General features: G+C 61.2%; 17 protein-coding genes. 11 read left to right on the top strand and 6 right to left on the bottom strand.

Translation table 11 applies throughout. From position 1 onward, the window contains the following. Positions 1-28 precede the first annotated feature (28 nt). Genes C4N04_RS16695 through ugpC form a run of 5 tightly spaced genes read left to right on the top strand, consistent with a single transcriptional unit; the run spans position 29 to position 4,783 of the window. Entirely contained in the window at positions 29-913 is an 885-nt protein-coding gene (locus C4N04_RS16695; RefSeq protein ID WP_106796563.1) for a sugar ABC transporter permease, read from the top strand. Then, complete coding sequence (locus tag C4N04_RS16690; protein ID WP_038690932.1) at positions 913-1,758, top strand: carbohydrate ABC transporter permease; 846 nt, start codon at positions 913-915, stop codon at positions 1,756-1,758. Before C4N04_RS16695 ends, C4N04_RS16690 begins: the two co-directional genes overlap by 1 nt. Then, positions 1,755-2,777, top strand: coding sequence for an SIS domain-containing protein (locus C4N04_RS16685; RefSeq protein WP_199852476.1), 1,023 nt, complete (start codon positions 1,755-1,757; stop codon positions 2,775-2,777). The genes C4N04_RS16690 and C4N04_RS16685 overlap by 4 nt, the downstream gene beginning before the upstream one ends. Then, positions 2,778-3,707, top strand: coding sequence for a PfkB family carbohydrate kinase (locus C4N04_RS16680; protein WP_106796561.1), 930 nt, complete (start codon positions 2,778-2,780; stop codon positions 3,705-3,707). It begins immediately after the preceding gene. Next, on the top strand, positions 3,704-4,783 hold the full coding sequence (ugpC, locus tag C4N04_RS16675) for a sn-glycerol-3-phosphate ABC transporter ATP-binding protein UgpC (RefSeq protein ID WP_106796560.1): 1,080 nt from the start codon (positions 3,704-3,706) through the stop codon (positions 4,781-4,783). Before C4N04_RS16680 ends, ugpC begins: the two co-directional genes overlap by 4 nt. A 28-nt stretch (positions 4,784-4,811) precedes the next feature. Here ugpC and C4N04_RS16670 read toward each other — a convergent pair whose 3' ends face one another. The 5 genes from C4N04_RS16670 to C4N04_RS16650 all read right to left on the bottom strand — a co-directional run bounded on the left by C4N04_RS16670 (position 4,812) and on the right by C4N04_RS16650 (position 10,576). After that, positions 4,812-5,639: a glycoside hydrolase family 16 protein gene (locus C4N04_RS16670; RefSeq protein ID WP_077994883.1), complete on the bottom strand. Its 828-nt coding sequence runs from the start codon at positions 5,637-5,639 to the stop codon at positions 4,812-4,814. Between the two features lie 52 nt (positions 5,640-5,691). Further along, the gene (locus tag C4N04_RS16665) at positions 5,692-7,173 is read right to left on the bottom strand and encodes a lipopolysaccharide biosynthesis protein (RefSeq protein ID WP_077994884.1); all 1,482 of its coding nucleotides are present in this window, start codon (positions 7,171-7,173) and stop codon (positions 5,692-5,694) included. Positions 7,174-7,251: 78 nt separating this feature from the next. Continuing rightward, positions 7,252-8,496, bottom strand: coding sequence for a glycosyltransferase family 4 protein (locus C4N04_RS16660; RefSeq protein ID WP_077994885.1), 1,245 nt, complete (start codon positions 8,494-8,496; stop codon positions 7,252-7,254). After that, a complete protein-coding gene (locus C4N04_RS16655) occupies positions 8,493-9,839 on the bottom strand; it encodes a glycosyltransferase family 4 protein (RefSeq protein WP_106796559.1) in 1,347 nt (448 codons plus the stop codon). The genes C4N04_RS16660 and C4N04_RS16655 overlap by 4 nt, the downstream gene beginning before the upstream one ends. Then, complete coding sequence (locus C4N04_RS16650; protein WP_009995031.1) at positions 9,839-10,576, bottom strand: Crp/Fnr family transcriptional regulator; 738 nt, start codon at positions 10,574-10,576, stop codon at positions 9,839-9,841. The genes C4N04_RS16655 and C4N04_RS16650 overlap by 1 nt, the downstream gene beginning before the upstream one ends. Positions 10,577-11,049: 473 nt before the next feature. Here C4N04_RS16650 and C4N04_RS16645 point away from each other — a divergent pair, with 473 nt between their 5' ends. The 5 genes from C4N04_RS16645 (at position 11,050) to C4N04_RS16625 (ending at position 17,571) form a co-directional block, all read left to right on the top strand. Continuing rightward, positions 11,050-11,751 (top strand): sugar transferase, encoded by a 702-nt coding sequence (locus C4N04_RS16645; protein ID WP_009995030.1) that lies wholly within the window; start codon positions 11,050-11,052, stop codon positions 11,749-11,751. A 114-nt stretch (positions 11,752-11,865) separates the two neighbouring features. After that, positions 11,866-13,632 (top strand): tyrosine-protein kinase domain-containing protein, encoded by a 1,767-nt coding sequence (locus C4N04_RS16640; protein WP_106796558.1) that lies wholly within the window; start codon positions 11,866-11,868, stop codon positions 13,630-13,632. Next, complete coding sequence (locus tag C4N04_RS16635; protein WP_096763811.1) at positions 13,629-14,591, top strand: glycosyltransferase; 963 nt, start codon at positions 13,629-13,631, stop codon at positions 14,589-14,591. Before C4N04_RS16640 ends, C4N04_RS16635 begins: the two co-directional genes overlap by 4 nt. A gap of 4 nt (positions 14,592-14,595) precedes the next feature. Further along, positions 14,596-15,975 carry a polysaccharide biosynthesis/export family protein gene (locus tag C4N04_RS16630; protein WP_096763812.1) on the top strand — a complete coding sequence of 460 codons (1,380 nt, stop codon included), beginning with the start codon at positions 14,596-14,598 and terminating at the stop codon, positions 15,973-15,975. Positions 15,976-16,101: 126 nt separating this feature from the next. Next, positions 16,102-17,571 carry a hypothetical protein gene (locus C4N04_RS16625; RefSeq protein ID WP_106796557.1) on the top strand — a complete coding sequence of 490 codons (1,470 nt, stop codon included), beginning with the start codon at positions 16,102-16,104 and terminating at the stop codon, positions 17,569-17,571. Between the two features lie 188 nt (positions 17,572-17,759). Here C4N04_RS16625 and C4N04_RS16620 read toward each other — a convergent pair whose 3' ends face one another. Then, positions 17,760-18,056: a hypothetical protein gene (locus C4N04_RS16620; RefSeq protein WP_077994891.1), complete on the bottom strand. Its 297-nt coding sequence runs from the start codon at positions 18,054-18,056 to the stop codon at positions 17,760-17,762. A gap of 308 nt (positions 18,057-18,364) precedes the next feature. Here C4N04_RS16620 and C4N04_RS16610 point away from each other — a divergent pair, with 308 nt between their 5' ends. Next, the gene (locus tag C4N04_RS16610; protein WP_077994893.1) at positions 18,365-19,276 is read left to right on the top strand and encodes a glycosyltransferase; all 912 of its coding nucleotides are present in this window, start codon (positions 18,365-18,367) and stop codon (positions 19,274-19,276) included. Positions 19,277-19,354: the final 78 nt, after the last annotated feature.

The following is a 19,354-nucleotide window of genomic DNA, read 5'->3' as shown; positions in this document are numbered from 1 at the left end:
AACCTGTGAATGAAGAAGGGTCGCCTCGATGTCGGGCACATGGCTGACAACCCGCGCATGGCTTTTGATGCTGCCGCTTCTCGTGGTCATGATCTCAGTCATCGGCTGGCCACTGGTCGATACCGTCGGCCTCTCCTTCACCGATGCCAAGCTCGTCGGCACCGGGGGCAATTTCGTCGGCATCGATAATTACGTGAAGATGCTCTCCGGCTCGAATTTCCAGCGCACCTTGGTCACGACCGCATGGTTCGCGATCGTCTCGGTCGCCGCCGAAATGGTGATCGGCGTGCTTGCAGCACTCCTGCTGAACCAGCAGTTCCGCGGCCGCACCGCGCTGCGCGCCCTGATGATCCTGCCCTGGGCGCTGCCGACGGTGGTCAACGCCACGCTCTGGCGGCTGATCTACAATCCGGAATACGGTGCGCTCAACGCTGCGCTGACGCAGCTCGGCCTGCTCGATGCCTATCGCTCCTGGCTCGGCGAGCCCGGCACGGCGCTCGCCTCCCTCATCGTCGCCGACTGCTGGAAGAATTTTCCGCTGGTGGCGCTGATCGCGCTTGCCGCACTCCAGGCCGTGCCGCGCGATATCACCGCGGCCTCGCTCGTCGACGGCGCCGGCGCGCTTGGCCGTTTCCGCTTCGTCATCCTGCCCTATCTCGCCGGCCCGCTGATGGTGGCGCTTGTGCTGCGCACGATCGAAGCCTTCAAGGTATTCGACATCATCTGGGTAATGACCCGCGGCGGCCCGGCCAACAGCACCCGCACGCTGTCAATCCTCGTCTACCAGGAAGCCTTCTCCTTCCAGCGGGCAGGTTCGGGCGCGTCGCTGGCCTTGATCGTCACACTTCTGGTGACGCTGCTCGCCGTCGGCTACGCCGCCCTGGTGCGCAGGACCGCGGGGAGTGCCGCCTGATGGAACGTCAAAGCCCCCTCTTTTCCGCTTTCATTCATCTTTGCGCGCTGCTGCTTGCCGCCGTCATCCTGGCGCCGATCCTCTGGCTCTTCATCATGAGCATCTCGCCGGCCGCCGACCTTGCGGCAAAGCCGCTGCGCTGGTGGCCGCAGACGGCGGATTTCTCGCGATACCAGCTCCTGCTGTCGACATTGGAAAACAGCGCCGGCGCCGCTTTCACGTCGTCGCTGCGCAACAGCATCGAGGTGGCCGGCATGGCGACCATCGCCGCCATCGCGCTCGCCATTCCGGCCGGCTGGGCGGTGTCGCGCACGCCTTCGGTCGGCTGGTCGCTGTCGATGGTGATCGCCACCTACATGCTGCCGCCGGTGGCGCTCGCCGTACCGCTCTATATGGGTCTCTCCCATCTCGGCATGCTGAACAACGTCTTCGGCCTCGCCCTCGTTTATCTCACCATCCTGGCGCCCTTCACCACCTGGCTGATGAAATCGGGCTTCGATTCCATCCCGCGCGAGATCGAATCCGCCGCGATGATCGACGGCGCCGGCCTGTTCCAGACGCTGAGGATCATCACGCTGCCGCTCGCTGCCCCCGTGGTCGCGACGTCGAGCCTCTTTGCCTTCCTGCTGGCTTGGGATGAATTCTTCTATGCGCTGCTCTTCACCTCCGACCAGCGCGCCAAAACACTGACGGTCGCCATTGCCGATCTCGCGGGCGGGCGCGTTTCCGATTACGGACTGATCGCCACGGCAGGCGTGCTCGCCGCCCTGCCCCCGGTGCTGATCGGTCTCGTCATGCAACGCGCCCTGATTTCAGGGCTCACCAGCGGCGGCGTCAAGGGGTGAACATGACAACAGAAACAAACCGGCCCGCCGGACTTGCGGCGATCGACCGCGAAATGGCGCGCCAGCACGCCGATGCCATCGCCTCTTATGAAGCCGCGGCACCGATGGCGGCAAGAGCCGCCGCCTCGCTGAAGAAGACCGGCCGGCTGCTTTTGATCGGCATGGGCGGCTCGCATGCGGTCAACCGCGCCGTCGAGCCGCTCTACCGTGCGCTCGGCATCGATGCCGTCGCCCTGCCGCTTTCCGAACAGCTCGGCCAGCCGCTGCCGATCGCCGGCAGGTCGATCTTTGTCACCTCACAATCCGGCGAAAGCGCCGAGGTCCTGCGCTGGTTCGACGAGACCGGCGGCACGGAGGAAACCTTCGGCCTGACGCTCGAAGCCAGTTCCTTCCTCGCCAGAACCGCCCCGTCGCTGGTCGGCAGCGGCGGCACCGAGCTCGCCTTCGCCGCCACCCGCAGCCTGACGGTGACCTTCGCCCTGCATCTGGCAATCCTTTCCGCCCTCGGCGAAGATCCGGCGGCCGCACTTGCCGTCCTCAAGGCACCAGAAGACCATGACATTGCGGCCGCGCTTTCCGCACTCGAGAACGTCGTGACGATCGTTACCTCTGGCCGCCGCCTGCAAGGTGTCGCCGAGGCTTTGGCCCTCGGGCTGACGGAGCTTTCGCGGCGGCCCTGCTTCTCTCTCGAGGGCGGCCAGCTGCGCCATGGCCCGATGGAGATGCTGGGGCCGGAGATCGGCGTCGTGCTGTTTCGCGGTCTCGACGAGACGGCGGGCTTGGTCACCGCCATGGCGGTGTCCGCCGTCGAGACCGGCGCGCCCGTCATCCTGTTCGACGCCACGAGTGAAACCCCCGTCACAGGGGCGGTGACGATCCGTTTTGCTCCGGCGACGGGCCTTGTCGCGATCTTCGCCATGCTGCCTGTCGCCCAGCGGCTGATGATCGCGTTTGCCGAAACCCGCGTGGAGAATGCCGGAACGCCGGTCCGGTCCACCAAGATTACCCGGAGTGAATGAATGCGGTCGCTTGCAGTCATCGGCAACGTCAATGTCGATCTCATCCTCGGACCGGCCACCCCCTGGCCGAAGGCCGGCACGGAAATCATCGTCGATCATGACGAGTTGAGGGTCGGCGGATCGGCCGGCAACAGCGCACTCGCCTGGCAGGCGCTCGGCATCGAATTCGAGATCGCCGCCAATATCGGCAGCGACCAGTTCGGCCGCTGGCTGGCGGAAGCCTTCGGCCACCGCTCCAAAAATTGGCCGGTACGCCCCGAGAGAACGACGCTTTCCGTCGGCATCACCCATCCGGACGGCGAGCGCACCTTCTTCACGACGACCGGCCATCTGCCGCGCTTCAGCCTCGCCGACGTCTTCGCGGTCATCGACGGCGAAAGGCTGCGCGGCGGTTACGCGCTTCTCTGCGGCGGCTTTCTGACCGACGACCTGGCGAGCGAATATGACGCCTTCTTCGACTGGGCCGACGGCCACGACATCACCGTCGCACTCGATACCGGCTGGCCGCTCGACGGCTGGACCGAAGAAAATTGCGCGGCCGCCCGCGCCTGGCTTTCGCGCAGCGGCATTGCACTGCTGAATGAGGTCGAGACGACGACGCTTGCCGGCATCGCCGATCCGGTCGAAGCCGCCCGTGAGGTCAGGTCGCATATGCCGGAGGGCGCGATCATTGTCGTCAAGCGCGGCCCGGACGGCGCCATCGCCATCGGGCGGGATGGTCTGCCGGCGTCTGCGGCCGCGCCCATCGTCAAGGTCGTCGATACGATCGGCGCCGGCGATGTCTTCAACGCCGGCTTCCTGGCGGCATTGGCAGATGGCAAGCCGCTGGCCTCCTGCCTGGCGGCTGGGACACAGGTCGCCTCGCGCGCCATTTCCACCCTTCCCCGCAGCTATGGCGAGCCATCGTCTCCTCAGGAGCCCATGTCATGAGCGCGCTCGACATCCAAAACATCCGCAAGACCTATGGCGAGGTGGAGACGCTGAAAGGCATCGACATCTCGCTGGAAAGCGGCGAGTTCCTCGTGCTGCTCGGCTCCTCCGGCTGCGGCAAGTCCACGCTGCTTAACATCATTGCCGGCCTTGCCGAGGCGACGAGCGGCGATGTCAGGATCGGCGGGCGCTCGGTGCTTGGCGTGCACCCGAAAGACCGCGACATCGCCATGGTGTTTCAATCCTATGCGCTCTATCCCAATCTGACGGTGCACCGGAACATCGGCTTCGGCCTGGAAATGCGCAAGGTGCCGGCGGGCGAGCGCGACAAGGCCGTGCGCGATGCCGCCAAGCTCCTGCAGATCGAAAACCTTCTCGACCGCAAACCGAGCCAGCTCTCAGGTGGCCAGCGTCAGCGTGTGGCGATCGGCCGGGCACTGGTGCGTAAGCCTAAGGTCTTCCTCTTCGACGAGCCGCTTTCCAATCTCGACGCCAAGCTGCGCATGGAGATGCGCACCGAGATCAAGCGGCTGCATCAGATGCTGAAGACCACGGTGGTCTATGTCACCCATGACCAGATCGAGGCGATGACGCTGGCAAGCCGCATCGCCGTCATGCGCGACGGCCGCATCGAGCAGCTGGGCACACCTGAGGAAATCTACAATTATCCTGCAACGCTCTATGTCGCCACCTTCGTCGGCGCTCCGCCGATGAACCTGCTGAAAGCGACAGTGCGCGATGGCCGGCTGGCGATTGCAGGTTCTGATGCCAGCCTGCCCCTACCGACCCGCTTCGCCCAAGCCGCCGTCAATGGCCGCGAACTCGTCCTCGGCATCCGCCCCGAGGTCCTTCGCACGGACGGCGCCGGCCCGTCGCTCAAGGCAACCCTGGAGGTCGCCGAGCTGACCGGCCCAGAACTCGTCGTCACCGCCCTTGCCGGAAATCAGCGGCTGATGGCTTGCCTACCGCCGCGCACGCCGATCCGCGACGACGAAACGCTCACCCTCTTCTTCGACGAGGAGGCGATGCATCTCTTCGACCTGGAAACCGGTCTCAGCTGCCTCAAGGAGCAATAGGCCGACCATGGCACCCTGAGCTCCTCGTTCAATTCGCCGCGTCGGCGGGCTTTCGCTTGTAAACATGGATATAGTCGACGAGCAGAATGGAAGGATTCGGCGTTTCATCGATCGGCCATCCCGAGCCGAGCGCCAGATTGACCAGCGGATAGAACGGCATGTGGAACTCCTTCGGGGTTTCGAAGCTCCAAAGGTATTGCCGATCCAAATAGAAGGTCGTCCTGTCGGCTTGGATATCGACGCCGTAGGTATGATACTCGCTGTTTAGAATTCCGTCCTCGACCGTTTTCCAATAGCCGCCGGTCGAGTTCTGGCCGCCTTGGCTCTGACGCCAGATATGAAAACCCATGCTGAATTCGTAAGGCGCGCGGCCGTAATATTCCAGCACGTCGATCTCGGCTGTGTATTTCGACCGGTCGAGCCCGATGAGCCAGAAGGCCGGCCAGACGCCCTTGCCCGGCGGCAGCTTCATCCGTGCTTCGAAATAGCCGAACTGCTGCGAGAAACCTTCGCCCTTCGGGTTCACTGACGACAGCAAGCCTGAACGCCAGGTGCCATCGGCCTCCTTGCGTGCTTCGATCTTCAGAATTCCCTGATCGGTGGTAAACGGAAAGCCGGGAGCCGGATCAGTGAAACGGGCATCACCGAAATCGCCGTTCCAGGGCGTATGAGCGATCCAGCGGGAGCTTTTCTCTCCCCAGGGCGAAACGTCGAGGCTGTCGAAACTCTCGTCGAATGTCAGCTGGTATGCATCAATATTGAGCGGTTCCTGGGCCACGCTGGGCTGGCCGGGCAGCGCGCCTAGACCGAGTACGACGAGCAGACCGAGCCACTTGGCAGATATCCCGTAACGCATTGTTATTCCCTTGAAAACGCTTCAACCAAATCGTCGGGGGCATTTGCCCCGATCATGAGGTGAGAACCTCGTTCCGTCGCGGCATCAGCCGTTGAACGACGATGGCCTCAATGCCGTCGGGCCTTCCGACCATGTGCCACAGCAGTAGCGCGCCAACCCAGAAAATGCCCGCTGCCACCCCGCCGCAAAGCGCGACGCAGACGACAAGAGTGACGCCGACAGGCATGGCGACGAGCATCGGCCCCACCCAGAGCAGGAAGGCGATCATCGGCAGGCTCGCGGCCAGCGGACGGATAAAGGAATTCAGTTGCGTGGCAAAACTTGCGCCGATCAGCCGCCGTGTGATGACAAGCGATGCGCCATAGGCGACGAGGACTGCCACGATCCGCGCGCCGAGTGCCCCCGCCACCTGAAAATAGCCGATGCCCAGAATGGTGACCGGTACCCTGACGGCGAACTCGACAAACATCCTGAGAGCGACATAACGGGTATTGTTCATGACCATCGCCAATGGCGGCATCATGTTTGTCGGAAGACCAAGCAGGCTGACAAGGCACAGCCACTGCAGAATTGGCGCGGCCGATGCCCATTTCTCGCCGACGAGGATGCGCACGGTCGGCTCGGCGAGAAGGGCAAGTGCAATGAGAATGGGTGCTGCGACGAAGGTGATCGCATTCGTCGCCTTCAGATAGGCGGCGATCAGGTTGCGGCGATCTTCGACCGTGGAGAAGGCCGCCATCAGCGGGCGCAGCAACGGTCCGACGAAGGTTTGATACGGAATACCGGCGATATTGTCGGCGACGCTGAAGGCGCCGAACGTCGACAGGCCGGTAAAACGCGGCAGAAGCAGCCGGTCCAGTTGCCAGTTGATCGAACTCAACACCTGCGACACCGTATTCCAGCTGATCATGTCCTGAAAATGCTTCCATTCGGAAAGGCTGAACGTCGGTCGCATCGGCGCAAGAACATAGGAGGTGATCATCGCCGCGGTCGGGCCGGCGACCGCTCCGATCGCCAGCCCCCAATAGCTGCCTGTTGCCACAGCTACCCCCACTCCGAACAGCAACGTCGATCCCTTGGCGATGAGGTCGAGCGCGAACTCACGTTTGAAATCGAACCGCTGCATGAAAAGAACCATGCGCGGGCTAACCACGCTGCGCATCGCAGGCGCGATCGCGAGAACGGCGACAAGGGCGAAAAGCCGAGGATCGTTGTAGACCAGCGCCATTGGCCAGGAGATGATCATCATCAGCAGGCTGATGGCCAGCCCTCTCAGCAGGCTGAGGGTGAAGGCCGTGGCGAACATCTCGTCCGAAGGCGACGATTGACGCATCAGCGCCTGGGTCAACGGCAGGTCCAGGATTGCCTCGACGATAACCAGGACCGACGTCGCGATGGCGACCAGGCCGAAATCCGCAGGACTCAGCAGCCTTGCCAGGACAAGGAGGCTGACGAAATCGAGCATCCGCGCGAGGAATTTTCCACTGATCGTCCAGATGCTCGCGGTCGCCGTCCTCTGAGATACGCTTGACATGATCGGTTTATCTATTTCTCGTCGAGGGGTTGAGACGGCGGTCGGGGCTGCAAGGCGGGCTGCTGCGTTCTTTCCCCCTCAACCCGGCCGTCTTCTGAAGACGCCGGCTGCTCCGTCTCTGTGGCTGGACAGTTGTTGCTCAATGAGACCGGACAGGCGATCGCGGAATACGGCCGAGGAGAATTTCAGCGAATGCGCGCGGATTGCATGCGGATCGATATCGTCCTCGACCTCTTCGAATGCTGCCATCGTTTCCAAAAGGGCTTCCGTCGTCTGCTCAGCGAAGCGAAAGCCGACCTGCGGCGCGGATACGGTTTCCCGGGCGCCGCCCGCATCGAAGGCCAAAACCGGCCGCCCTGATGCCATCGCTTCAACCGGCAGGATGCCGAAATCCTCCGTGCCCGGAAACAACAAGGCCCTGCATCGCGACAGGTGATCGCGCAGCACGTTGAAAGGCTGATGGCCGAGAAACTGAACGGTCGGCCCGGCGATCGACTTCAGGTAAGGGAGTTGTTCGCCCTCGCCGATCACCACCAGTTTCCGGCCGGCCTCGGTGCAGGCGCGCACGGCGATATCCGGCCGCTTGTAGGTGGTTAGCTGTCCCGCATAGAGGTAGAATTCGCCTTTCCCCTTGCCCACGGCAAAATCGTCGGTCGCAACCGGCGGATGGATAACGACGGCGTCCCGATCGTAGAACCGTCGGATGCGGCTTGCGACATATTCGGAGTTGGCGACGAACACATCGACGCGTGAGGACGTCGTCACGTCCCAGGCGCGCAGCACGGGCGCGGTAATTGACATCAGGGCACGTCCCACCCAGGGCAGGCCATGGCGATAGACATGGAACTGATCCCAGATGTAGCGCATCGGCGAATGGCAGTAGCAGACATGGAGGGCGTCGGCGCGTGTGATGATGCCTTTGGCGGGGCCGGATTCGCTCGACAGCACAAGGTCGTAATCCTGCAGATCGAACTGCTCAAGCGCAAAGGGCATCAGCGGCAGCATCTTGGTGTAGTGTCGCTGAGCGCCGGGGATCTTCTGCAGGAAGGACGTGCGAATGTTGCGCGTCTTCAGAAAATCGCTGATGCGATCCCGGTTGCAGACGAGGGTGAAGATGTCGGCCTGCGGGAACATCCGGCACAGCTCTTCCAGAACCTTCTCGCCGCCGCGCATCGAAACGAGCCAGTAATGTACGATGGCGACACGAAGTTGCCCGCTCTCTTTTGAGGTTCCGGCCTCGGTGACGCGTCTTTTCGCCATAACAGGCGCATCGGTCAAAAACAGCCTCGCGTCGGGAAGGGAGGTCGCTGCTTTAAGGGTCAACTGAATACTCCTTGTATCGCCACACCGTCTGCCGGCTCGGAAACCGCATTCGTCGAAATCAGGCTGTAATATTCGGCAAGAAGCGCATCGCGCCATTCCTCGTGTGTCGTGGCGAGATCCGGCGACAGCCGGAAGGCCAGCTCGCTCATGGCGCGGACCTCTTGCGCGGGCATTTGACTGAACCGCGTCAAAGTATCGGCAAAGGCACTTTCATCGGCGGTGTCGCAGGCAAGTGCCATGCCGGCTCTTTCCATTTCTTCGGCGAGAAAGGCGCTCCGCGACATGATGACGGGCAGACCGCTTCTTGCCGCTTCGATAGCGACGAGACCGAACGGCTCGGGATAGCGCGAGGGCATCAACAGCGCACGCGCCTTGCGGATGATCGGCCCTATCTCCGCATGCGACTGCCAGCCGACTGCCCTGACATGATCTCCCGACGCTGCGACCCGCGGCATCAGCGGCCCGTCGCCGATCACGCAGAGCCTGACACCGGCTCGGCGCGTGGCGGCGACGGCGTCCTCAACGCCTTTCTCCTCGTCCAGCCGTCCGATGAACACGAACTCGTCGTTGGCTTCCGCTTCGATGCGGTTGATGGAGAGTGGAGCGACGGGATTGCGGATCGTCGTCAGCCGTTCTGGCCGATAGCCGGCGCCGACCAGAAAACTCGCCATCTTCTCATGCAGCAGGATGATCCGGCCGAATTCAGCCTGACCCTTCAGCAGCCGAAGGATATTCGAGCCGCGGGCAACCCGCCACAATTTGTGCGAATAACTTCTCTTGTCGCAAGCCGTCGCAATGCAGCCTCCGCCAAGCGGGCGTCGTAGGCAGATTTCCTGCGACTGATAGTCGAAGAAGGCGCCATTGGGGCAGGCCGTGAAGAAATCATGAGCGTGAACCACGCACCGTCCGGCGACCGGCGCCAGTGCCTTGAAAATCGCGGGAGACAGGATCTGGTGCCAGCCATGCACATGGTAGACGGTGTTGACGGTATCTTTTTCGGCAATCCAGTTCGCCGCCATGCGGACGGCAGCGCCGTTGTGAATGCCGGTGACGAATGCCTCCGCACGCTCGGCGCTGAGCAGGTCGCGGCTGTTCAGCCCGAACATCGAGATCCCGAGCGCGACAAGCTCCGCATTGGCCGCATCATCCCCGCTGATATAGGTCACCGGGATGTCGAGCCCGCGAAAAAGCTTGGCAGACAGTACCGCCAGGGCTGTCGCACCGCCTTTGGCCACCGAATAGTCGTCAATCACGACCACGCGATCGATCTTTGCCGTGCGTGGGCCGGGAAGGCGGCCAATGCTTGCGGTGGATCGAAGGCCCTCGGAAAGCGACGGGCGCATTACTTCACCAAAACCGCGCCGTTGGCACAGGCTTCAAGCGCCTTGCGGTTGAGAATGCGGATCTTGCCCTGCCCCCCGTCGATGATCTTGCCTTCCCGCAGGCGCCGAAGGGATTGATTGACCTTCTCGCGCGACGCCGGCAGCGTCGCGGCCAGGTCATTTTGGGAGATGATCAGTTCGTCCCCGCTGTTTACAACGTCTTTTCCATAAACAGCCGAAAGCCTCAGCAGTGTGCTGGCTAGCCTCGACTGCAGGCTCGACGCCGCATTCGAAATGATCCGGAGTTCAAGCTCCGAAATACGCGCCAGCGCCCTGGAAAAAACCTTTTCGCGGAAGGAGGCATCACTGGCGTATTTGTCGCGCAACAGGCGACCTTCGAAGAAATGCAGCTCGCAGTTGGAGCCGGCTCGGTATTCGAGGCTTACCGTCTGCCTGCGCAGAACCTCGAGCTCGCCGATCAGGCCTGATTTCGGAATGATCTCGACAATGAATTCCCTGCCGTCGGGCAGCATCGTACTTGCGTTAACCACCCCGGAATGCACGCGCGCGAACATATCGATAAGGACGCCGGCCCCGGCAATGACCTCGCCGCGCCGGAAACGCCGGACGCTCGACCGGCAGGAAAGAAATTCATCGTCAAGCACGATGCGGCTGCCGAGATGACTGCCGCCGCTGGCCGATATCGTCGGCTTACCGATGCCGGCCCTGCGATCTGATGCGTGTGTCACCCCGTCCATGCGCATAACTCCAATACTCGAATAACGACAAAAATGCTGCACCGCACCATTTATATTACCTTAATATCCAAGTCAAATTACATCTCCAATAATCAACGTACATATTGAGATTACAATTAGTCGAAAAAACAAAAATACATCAATATATCGCGTTAAGAACCTCGAGAAGATCAAATAAAGCGCATCTGATTGAAATTTACGCTCATCGATAAGTCTTGATGATTAAAAAATACCATTAATCCGAATGACGATATCACAAATATAGATGTATCTACGCGCCATAACCACGATTTGGTAGTTTATATCCTGATTTAGAATCAAAATAGTTTGCCAGACGCCACGATCGGGTCTCTCTTCTGCGGTTTCCTAGCATAAAGTATTTATTAAGGATTATGACTTTGGTAACAGACAACAAGAGTGCGGCGCAGCAAATTTCGAACGGTTGTTAATCGGAAAGTTTTTGGAGACCCCCAATGGCATGGGATGCACATAGTTTCGAGGCATGGTCGCGTGTCGAACGGTCTGCGAAAGACGGCGACCTCTATGCGTCCCGGCCTCGTACAGCGGGCAGATCGGTCAAGCGCGCACTCGACCTTCAGTTGGCGATCACCGCCCTGGTCCTGCTTTCCCCGCTTCTGCTGCTCGTCGCAATGATCGTGAAATTCTCCGACCGCGGCCCAGTCTTCTATTCCCATACGCGCATCGGCTTCGGCGGAGCGCCGTTCGGATGCCTCAAGTTTCGCACGATGAAGACCGATGCGAGCGCGCAGCTGTCCGAATTGCTGCAAAACAGCGCGGCTGCGCGCAGCGAATGGGAAGCGACGCGCAAGCTGAAGGATGATCCGAGGATCACCGCCGTCGGCGACATTCTGCGACGGTCGAGCCTCGACGAGCTCCCCCAGTTGTTCAATGTGCTGCGTGGCGAAATGAGCCTGGTCGGACCGCGGCCGATCACCGCCGAAGAATTGCCGCGCTACGGCGAGCACATCTGGGCCTACATGGCCGTCCGTCCTGGACTGACCGGTCACTGGCAGACCAGCGGGCGCAACGATGTCAGCTATGAACACCGGGTTTCCCTCGACGTTCACTACCTCAATAACTGGTCGCTCGGCCGGGACTTGATCATCATCGCCAAGACGATCCCAGCTCTGTTTTCGCAGCGTGGCTCGTACTGAGTATCGAAGGAGAAAGCTGCCGAACATGTCCGTCGGAAGACACGCCCCCTTCGTCCCCTCCAGGCTGCCAGTATCTCGTAACTCCGTAATCTCGCCAGTTTGGATTAGGACGACATGACCTCAAGCACAATCTTCAGCGGTGTTTCCCCGATATCCCTGCCTGCCGCCGCAGCCGCTGGCGGGAACTCGCCGCTGACCCTGCGGGACATGCTGTTTTTTCTTAAAATGCGCTGGCTATGGATCCTGGCCACGACCTTTGCCTTCCTTGTTATCGCCGGCAGCTACCTTCTCACCGCCGCGCCGACTTATGTTGCCAGCACGCAACTTGTCATCTTCCCCCAGGTGAACAGCTCCGAAGCTCAAAGAGCCTTCGCGGAAGATGCATTCATCGAAGGGCAGCTGGAGATTGCCAGATCAAGCGATGTCGTCGACGGAACGGTAAGAGCGCTCGACCTTGATAGCGATCCCGACTTTGTCGATTGGAAACCTTCGCTTCTGGACAAGTCGAAGGACTGGCTTCTGAGAATTTCTGCTCAAATGGATACGGGGCAGGAAGCGGCAGGCATGAGAGCGAGTGATACCCCATCCAGACCGCGGACGGAGCAGGAACAGCTCCACGACCTGGCAATCGCCACCCTACAGAACATGATGGCCTTACGCCGGATCGGGAATTCCACGATCATCGAGATATCAGCTGCAGCGTCGACCCCTCAGAAGGCCGTCGCCATCGCTGATACGCTCGCCAGGCAATATATCCAGAAGAATATCGCAATGAAGGCCGATTCCTCCCGCCAATACAGCGACTGGCTGGAGAAATTCGTGAGGGAGCAACAGCGTGGGCTCGCCGATGCCTCCAGCGCCCTGAACACATTCAACAGCAACCCGCGCGACCAGTTCAAGCTTGCGGAGCTGCAGAGCGCGACCGATGCCCGCCGCGTCCTTTATGAAAGCACGCTGACCCAGCTTACCGAAGCCAAGCAGCGCATAACCTACCCCGTATCCGACGCCACGATCGTCTCACGGGCCACGCTACCTCTTTCAAAGGCGAGGCCGCGCAGCACGCTCATCTTTGCCTTTGCCGGGGCGGTCGGCCTTGGCGTCGGCCTGGCGCTCGCCATGGTAAGGCACGCCAGCGACCGCCGGATCGTCCGTCCTCAGCAGATCGCGGATGCCGGCGGAGTGTCCATCGTCACCGTGCTGGCAAGATCGAAGCAGAACCGGAATGGGCACTCAGCCGGCGTCCTCGCCGCCGACGCGGGCAGCATGAATACGGCCGCCTATCCAGTTATTCCCGGCATGGCGGAATTGAGCGCAACCGTCGTCGGCCTTCGGCGCAAACGCCGCGTCGTCATCGGAATCGTCGCCGTCGATACGGGCAGCGGGACATCGACCATTGCATGCCAACTGGCGGTGCTGTCGTCGAAGTCAGGGGCGCAGACGCTGCTCATCGATGCGGCAGCGCAGAATTCCTCGCTCAGCAAATTGATCGCGCCTCATAGTTCCAAAGGTCTCGTCGATGTTCTCGACAATGGCGAACTGATCCAGACGGCGGCGTTGCCCCTCACCCCGACCCTGAAATTCCTTCCACTCGGGAAGGTAGAAGCCGTGACGCCGGCCGTTCGTCTAAGTTCCCGCCGCACGCAGTTGAGCTTCGCCGACCTGAAAAAGGAATTCGACGCCATATTCGTCGATATTTCCGCCTTCTCGACTTCCCCCGACGCCAATGCGATCGCGCCGGAGCTGGATGGCGTCCTCGTCGTCACCTCGCATGGGCGTACTTCGATCGACGATACCGTGCGCGTTATCGAGACCATGCGCAATGTCGGCGCCGAGATCCTCGGCGCGGTCATCAACCATGCACCGAAGAGAATAGAGTCATGATCTCCCCTTCGACAGGAACAGCAGGACAGGGCCGTCCATTGCGAATTGCCTTGGGGATCGCCTCGGCGGGTCGCCCTTCGATATTGCGGGAGACCATCGATTATCTCACCGGCCTGCCGGACCAGGCGGAACGGCTCATCGTCTGCGTGCCCGTCATCGAGGATGCGGCCGGGCTTGCCGACCGCCGCGACGTGGACGTCATCGTCGGCAGCCGCGGCCTGACCGCCCAGCGCAATAGGATCATCCAGGCCGCCGCGGCTGATACGGACGTTCTGATCTTCCTCGATGACGACTTCATTCCCGCCGCGACTTTCCTATCGCGCATGGCGGCCGTCTTTGCAACAAAGCCGGACGTGGCAATCGCCACCGGCGAGGTGCTGGCCGACGGCGTGCTCGACGGGGGCCTCAGCATGGCGAAGGCCTTGGAGGTTCTCTATACGGCAGGCGAAGGCGCCGAGCACGTGGCGGATGTCTATAACGCCTATGGATGCAACATGGCGGTTCGCCTTGCGCCCGTCGTCGAGCACGCCCTGACCTTCGACGAGCAGTTGCCGCTTTACGGCTGGCTCGAAGATGTCGATTTCAGCAGGTCCGTCGCCCGCCACGGCCGGTCCGTCTATGTCGAAGGCGCCCGCGGCGTGCATCTCGGCGTCAGATCCGGACGCCAGCCCGGCCGAAGGCTCGGCTATTCGCAGGTCGCCAATCCTGTCTACCTGATCCGCAAGGGCACGATGTCGAAAGGCCGTGCAATCGCGCAGATCGGCCGCAATATCCTGGCTAATATGTCGGGCGTCCTGTTGAAGGACCGGCTGATCGATCGGTGGGGACGTTTGAACGGCAATTTGCTGGCGCTGACCGATCTTGTCGTCGGTCGTGCCTCTCCGTCCCGCATTCTCGAATTCGGCACTTCCTCGCCGCACGAAATGCCTTCACCGTCGATCGCAACGGAGCGGAGATAGACCAATGCAGCCAGCATCCCTGTTCCATCGACTCGTTTCCGCGACACTCGCCTTGCTGCCATTCGCCTGCCTGACCGGCTGGAGCGTCGCCCATGCGCAAACATTCACTCTCGTGCCGGAAGACAAGGTCAGGCTGCGCGTCGTCGAATGGCGGTCGTCGGATTCCCGCTATGCCAGCTGGGAGGCCCTCGATGGCGTCTATACCATCGACGATGCCGGCAACCTGTCGATCCCGATCGCTGGCCACCTGCAGGCGAATGGAAAGACGACCGAGCAGCTTGCCGATGCCATTGCCAGCGCGCTGGCCGAAAAATCCGCACTTCCGGGCAAGCCGTATATCGCCCTGGAGATTGCCGAGCACGCACCGATTTTCGTGACCGGAACCGTGCAAACCCCCGGCCGCTATCCGTTTGAACCCAACATGACGGTGATGAAGGCCGTCAGCATTGCCGGCGGCTTCCTCAGAGAACGCGAGGACAACACCTATTTCGAGCGCGACCGGATCCAGGCTGCCGGCGCCTACCGGACGGCCGTTATCAACCGGCGCGATCTCCTGATGCGACAGGCGCGGCTGCGCGCCGAGATCGCCGGCCAACAGAGTTTCGAGATCCCCGACGAACTGGTGGGAACGCCCGACGTCGACAAGTTGAAGGCACAGGAATTGAACCTAATGCGGTTGCGGCGCGTCGATATCGACAGCCGGATCGAAGCGGCGAATGACCTGACCCGCCTCTATGGCCAACAGGTCGAATCGCTCACGGCCAAGATCAGTTCGCAAAAACGGCAGATCGACCTTGCCCAGAAGGAACTGGACAATGTCAACAGCCTGGTGAGCAAAGGCCTCGTCAGCAATTCCCGCCAGGTCTCTGTCGACCGCTGGGTGGCGGATGCGCAAGGCACCTTGATCGATCTCGAAGTCGCCCTGACCACGGCTCGCCAAGGCCTCAGCGAAGCCGACCGTTCCAAGATCAACATCGTCAACAGGCAGAACAGCGAAAACCAAGACCTGCTGAACCAGGTCAATCTCGCGATCGGCAGGGCGGCGATCGATATCCAGGTAGCCCAGCTCCTCGGCGAACAGGCCGGCTACGACGCTCAGCTCGCCCAGATCAACACGGACGCGCCGGGGCTCGGCCGGGCAAAAAAGAACTACAGGATCGTGCGTCGCAATGATGACGGAACCTCCCACGACATCGTGGCGGACGAGCAAACCGCATTGCTACCGCATGACCTCGTCGAGGTCGGTCTGGACACGGCCCCTCAAGCGCCATCCTCATCGCCGCAGACAGCACCGCAGAAACAGAGCTTGACGGTCCCGTCATCCGATGTGGCCCGAGACAATCGCTCCGCTCCCGGCTGGATATCCCAGACCGGATCGAATTAGGAGGCGATTGTGATCATCGACGACAGCCGGCGGGCTTTCGCCTCGCACATCCTGCCGAAAGCTGGATGCGACTTTTCGGCAAATGCCAGGCCTCGGCCGCTCATTCTTCTGCTTGGGATCTGAAGCATGTCGATAGAGCCGATCGGTTTCGTGGTTCTGCTGCTTGGCGCGCTCAGCATGCTGAACGGCGCGCGTTTTGCCGTCACCGCCCTTTGCCTTTCGACGCTGCTCGGTGCCGCAGCGGCTCTGCAGTTGCCGGCGCTCGGCGGCAGCAGCATCCAGCCGAGCCATCTTCTGGTGCTCTTTCTGGTCATGACGGTCTTGCTGCGCCCGGTTCAGATGCAAGCGACGCTCGCCAGCATCGCCTATCCCGGCCCCGGCTTCTGGTTTGCCTGCTACATCCTGTTCTCCGTGGTGTCGTCCTTCTTCCTGCCCCGTATTTTTGCCGGCGCGACCCTCGTTTACTCCTCCGCCAGAGACCCTTCGGGGATGATGTCGACGGTAGCGGCTCCACTGGCTCCGGGTTCATCCAATATCAGCCAGTCCGTCTATCTTCTCGGCGACCTCGCCTGCTTCGCCGTCGTCGCCGGACTTGCCCGGTTGGGATATGGCCGGTTCATCGCGCGGCAGCTGATCGTCGCATCGATAGCGTGTTTTGCCTTCGCGCTGATCGACCTCGCAACGTTCCAGATCGGCCAGGCCCAGCTGCTCGATATCATCAGGAATGCGAATTATACGATGCACACGGCCGAGACTATCCACGGTTTCAAGCGCATCGTCGGCCCCTTTCCCGAAGCAAGTGCTTATGGCGCCGTTGCATTGGCCTATTTCGCCTTCACACTCATGTTATGGCTGGAGCGCGTCCAAAGCCGCATGGCTGGGTTGGCAACTCTTCTGATCGGCCCGACCATCGTGCTCTGCACCTCGACAACCGCCTATGTCGCGGGCGTCTTTCTTGTCTGCATGTTCGTGTTGTTCTGCCTGAAACGACTGATCGGCGGTTCCGCCACGACCCCGCACGTGACTTTCCTTGCGATCACGCTGTTTTTCATCCCCTGCGCCATCACCGCGCTCAGCCTTGTCCCCGATGCGTGGAATTCCATCGCCGGTCTCCTGACCACCACCGTATCGGACAAACTGCAATCGCAGTCCGGCGAAGAGCGCACCGCCTGGAACACCCTGGCATTGATCGCATTTGTCGATACCGCCACTTTCGGCGCCGGACTGGGCACGGTTCGAGCTTCCAGCTTCATCGCGGCGTTGCTGTCCAATGTCGGATTGACCGGCACCGCGCTGTTCGCCGTCTTCGTGTACAGTCTGATGAGGGCAGCCGGCCGGCACAAATCCGGCGACCGGCAAACCCACGCGATCGGAACCGCCGCCGTAATGGCATCCATCGCACAGATCGGCTCCGCAGCGATATCAGGAAGCGGCACGGATCTCGGCTTACTGTTCAGCACTTCGGCGGGGCTGGCCGCGGGCTGCCTGGCCGAAGCTTATGTGCCGCGGCATCGGGCGCCCTCATCGCCTGCGAACCGGCGTCCTATAGAGGCATCGGCATCTCCTTTGAGAGCGCCGATGTTTTCAACGCCATGACGCCCGCTCGGGACTTTCGCGATTGCGCCGAATGGCGGCCTGGCGCAGCCGGACACGGGCGAACACAGGTTCGGGGCCGCTCGGCGACGCCGCACCCTCCAGGGATTCCCGGTGAAATCAGGCTGCCGTTCGCAAGCGATCCCAAACCACGATCCAGGGAGGGATATGCCGCTGCTTCCGTCCCAATATCAGCTCTGCTGACGCTCGCTGGCGGCAGAGACACTGTCGGGGGAATTGCTCTGCCGCAGTCTGGCATTGCGCCGCAGGACACCCGACAGGAAGACGCCCGACAGATAGCCAATCTCCATCAGCACGAGGATCGCGATACCGGATCCGATCGCCGCTACACTGGAGGACTCATCCACGAAGGCCACGCCGCCGAAGCCGATTGCCACAAGCAATGCGAAGATTGCGAAAGCCCAAGCGCGGATGCAAGCACCGGCAGCTATCGAAATCACGGCGGCGATGAGCGCGGTAATCAGCATTCAAATACCTTTTCTCGCTGCGGCCCGACATGCGCCCCGGCCCCCATTGTCGTGCCGGGGGAGAAGATATCCAAACGCAGCGTCGTCGCAGGCAGGGCATTCTTCATGGTGAATATCTCAACAATGAAACACACGAAAACCGCCAGCAGCCGGACGCCGACCAGCCAACGACCGAGGCTGTGTCGCGGCAATATATACCGGACCGGGCTTTCATACGACAGCCCCTTCCGCTCAATCAACAACTGTTCCCTCGACTTGGAGGGCGACAGCGATTCTGTGCTGTTAAAAACGATCGGAAAGGTGAAGACATGAACAATCAGTGCGTCGTCTACGTCACGGATGTCGAATATTCATTTCCGACAATTCTCTCAGCGCTGCAGGCTCGCAAATTCGCGAGCCCCGCGACCGATGTCTGTGTCCTCATGTCGGAACATCTCGATAATTTCGACGAACTCAAAGCCCTACTGGCTACGAGCGGGGTCGACTTGATCGATGCGACCGAAGCGCTGCAGGACTCGCTCGGCAAGCTCGATGGATCGCACTTCCAGGGACGTATCAGCGTCAGCACCATGGCCAAGCTGGTCCTGTGCGAGATCCTGCCTGCCAACTATACCCAGATCATCTACCTCGATGGCGACACGCAGATAGTCAGCGATCTCGGCGGGCTCGAAAATGCGGTTGTGCCCGAGGGCAGGTTTTTTGCGGCGCGCGATTACACGGCGATCCATGACTTCCTCGACACCGGAAAGAACAGCCACTATTTCAACGCGGGGGTCTTGAAATTCCACCGCAAAGGCTGGATCGGGCAGGAGGCGCTTGAGCTTTTTGCTAGAAATCCCGAGGCCTGCGAGGGCAAACATGATCAGGGCGCATTGAATTATGTCTGCGGGTCATCGCTCATCCTCGTATCGAACCGCTGGAACTTTCCTAAACAGTTCCTTCATCTGGTCAACATGTCCGCCCTGTCGATCGTCCATTATATGGCGCATCCGAAGCCTTGGCATGGCACCTTCTTTCCCTGGACCGATCGGGAAAGCCAAGTCTATGTCGACTTGCGCAAAGCACATCCGATTTATAACTCGCTGTATCGCGGGATAAGCTTCGATCGTAAGGCCCTGTATAAGTACCGGTCGATGCGGGCGCGCATCAAACACGCAATCGAGGCGAACGGACCCAATCCGCGGGTCCAGAGCCTGCTGGTTGGCGATTACGCCGTGTGATGCATTGAGGTCCGCCTGGGGGTGAATAGCCGCGGGACTGATCTCGGCATCGCGGTCGACCCTTGGGTTGCAGGCGGA

Origin of the sequence: Rhizobium sp. H4 (assembly GCF_003013335.1) — a bacterium.
Classification (GTDB): Bacteria; Pseudomonadota; Alphaproteobacteria; order Rhizobiales; family Rhizobiaceae; genus Rhizobium; species Rhizobium sophoriradicis.
The sequence above is the reverse complement of the archived record's forward strand: the minus strand, read 5'-3'. Positions and strand labels throughout refer to the sequence as shown.

Bases quoted from the DNA above. Each gene is read 5' to 3' on its own strand.
- C4N04_RS16695 (WP_106796563.1), top strand. From the start codon at position 29: ATGTCGGGCACATGGCTGACAACCCGCGCATGGCTTTTGATGCTGCCG.
- C4N04_RS16690 (WP_038690932.1), top strand. From the start codon at position 913: ATGGAACGTCAAAGCCCCCTCTTTTCCGCTTTCATTCATCTTTGCGCG.
- C4N04_RS16680 (WP_106796561.1), top strand. From the start codon at position 2,778: ATGCGGTCGCTTGCAGTCATCGGCAACGTCAATGTCGATCTCATCCTC.
- ugpC (WP_106796560.1), top strand. From the start codon at position 3,704: ATGAGCGCGCTCGACATCCAAAACATCCGCAAGACCTATGGCGAGGTG.
- C4N04_RS16670 (WP_077994883.1), bottom strand. From the start codon at position 5,639: ATGCGTTACGGGATATCTGCCAAGTGGCTCGGTCTGCTCGTCGTACTC.
- C4N04_RS16665 (WP_077994884.1), bottom strand. From the start codon at position 7,173: ATGTCAAGCGTATCTCAGAGGACGGCGACCGCGAGCATCTGGACGATC.
- C4N04_RS16655 (WP_106796559.1), bottom strand. From the start codon at position 9,839: ATGCGCCCGTCGCTTTCCGAGGGCCTTCGATCCACCGCAAGCATTGGC.
- C4N04_RS16650 (WP_009995031.1), bottom strand. From the start codon at position 10,576: ATGGACGGGGTGACACACGCATCAGATCGCAGGGCCGGCATCGGTAAG.
- C4N04_RS16645 (WP_009995030.1), top strand. From the start codon at position 11,050: ATGGCATGGGATGCACATAGTTTCGAGGCATGGTCGCGTGTCGAACGG.
- C4N04_RS16640 (WP_106796558.1), top strand. From the start codon at position 11,866: ATGACCTCAAGCACAATCTTCAGCGGTGTTTCCCCGATATCCCTGCCT.
- C4N04_RS16635 (WP_096763811.1), top strand. From the start codon at position 13,629: ATGATCTCCCCTTCGACAGGAACAGCAGGACAGGGCCGTCCATTGCGA.
- C4N04_RS16630 (WP_096763812.1), top strand. From the start codon at position 14,596: ATGCAGCCAGCATCCCTGTTCCATCGACTCGTTTCCGCGACACTCGCC.
- C4N04_RS16625 (WP_106796557.1), top strand. From the start codon at position 16,102: ATGTCGATAGAGCCGATCGGTTTCGTGGTTCTGCTGCTTGGCGCGCTC.
- C4N04_RS16620 (WP_077994891.1), bottom strand. From the start codon at position 18,056: ATGCTGATTACCGCGCTCATCGCCGCCGTGATTTCGATAGCTGCCGGT.
- C4N04_RS16610 (WP_077994893.1), top strand. From the start codon at position 18,365: ATGAACAATCAGTGCGTCGTCTACGTCACGGATGTCGAATATTCATTT.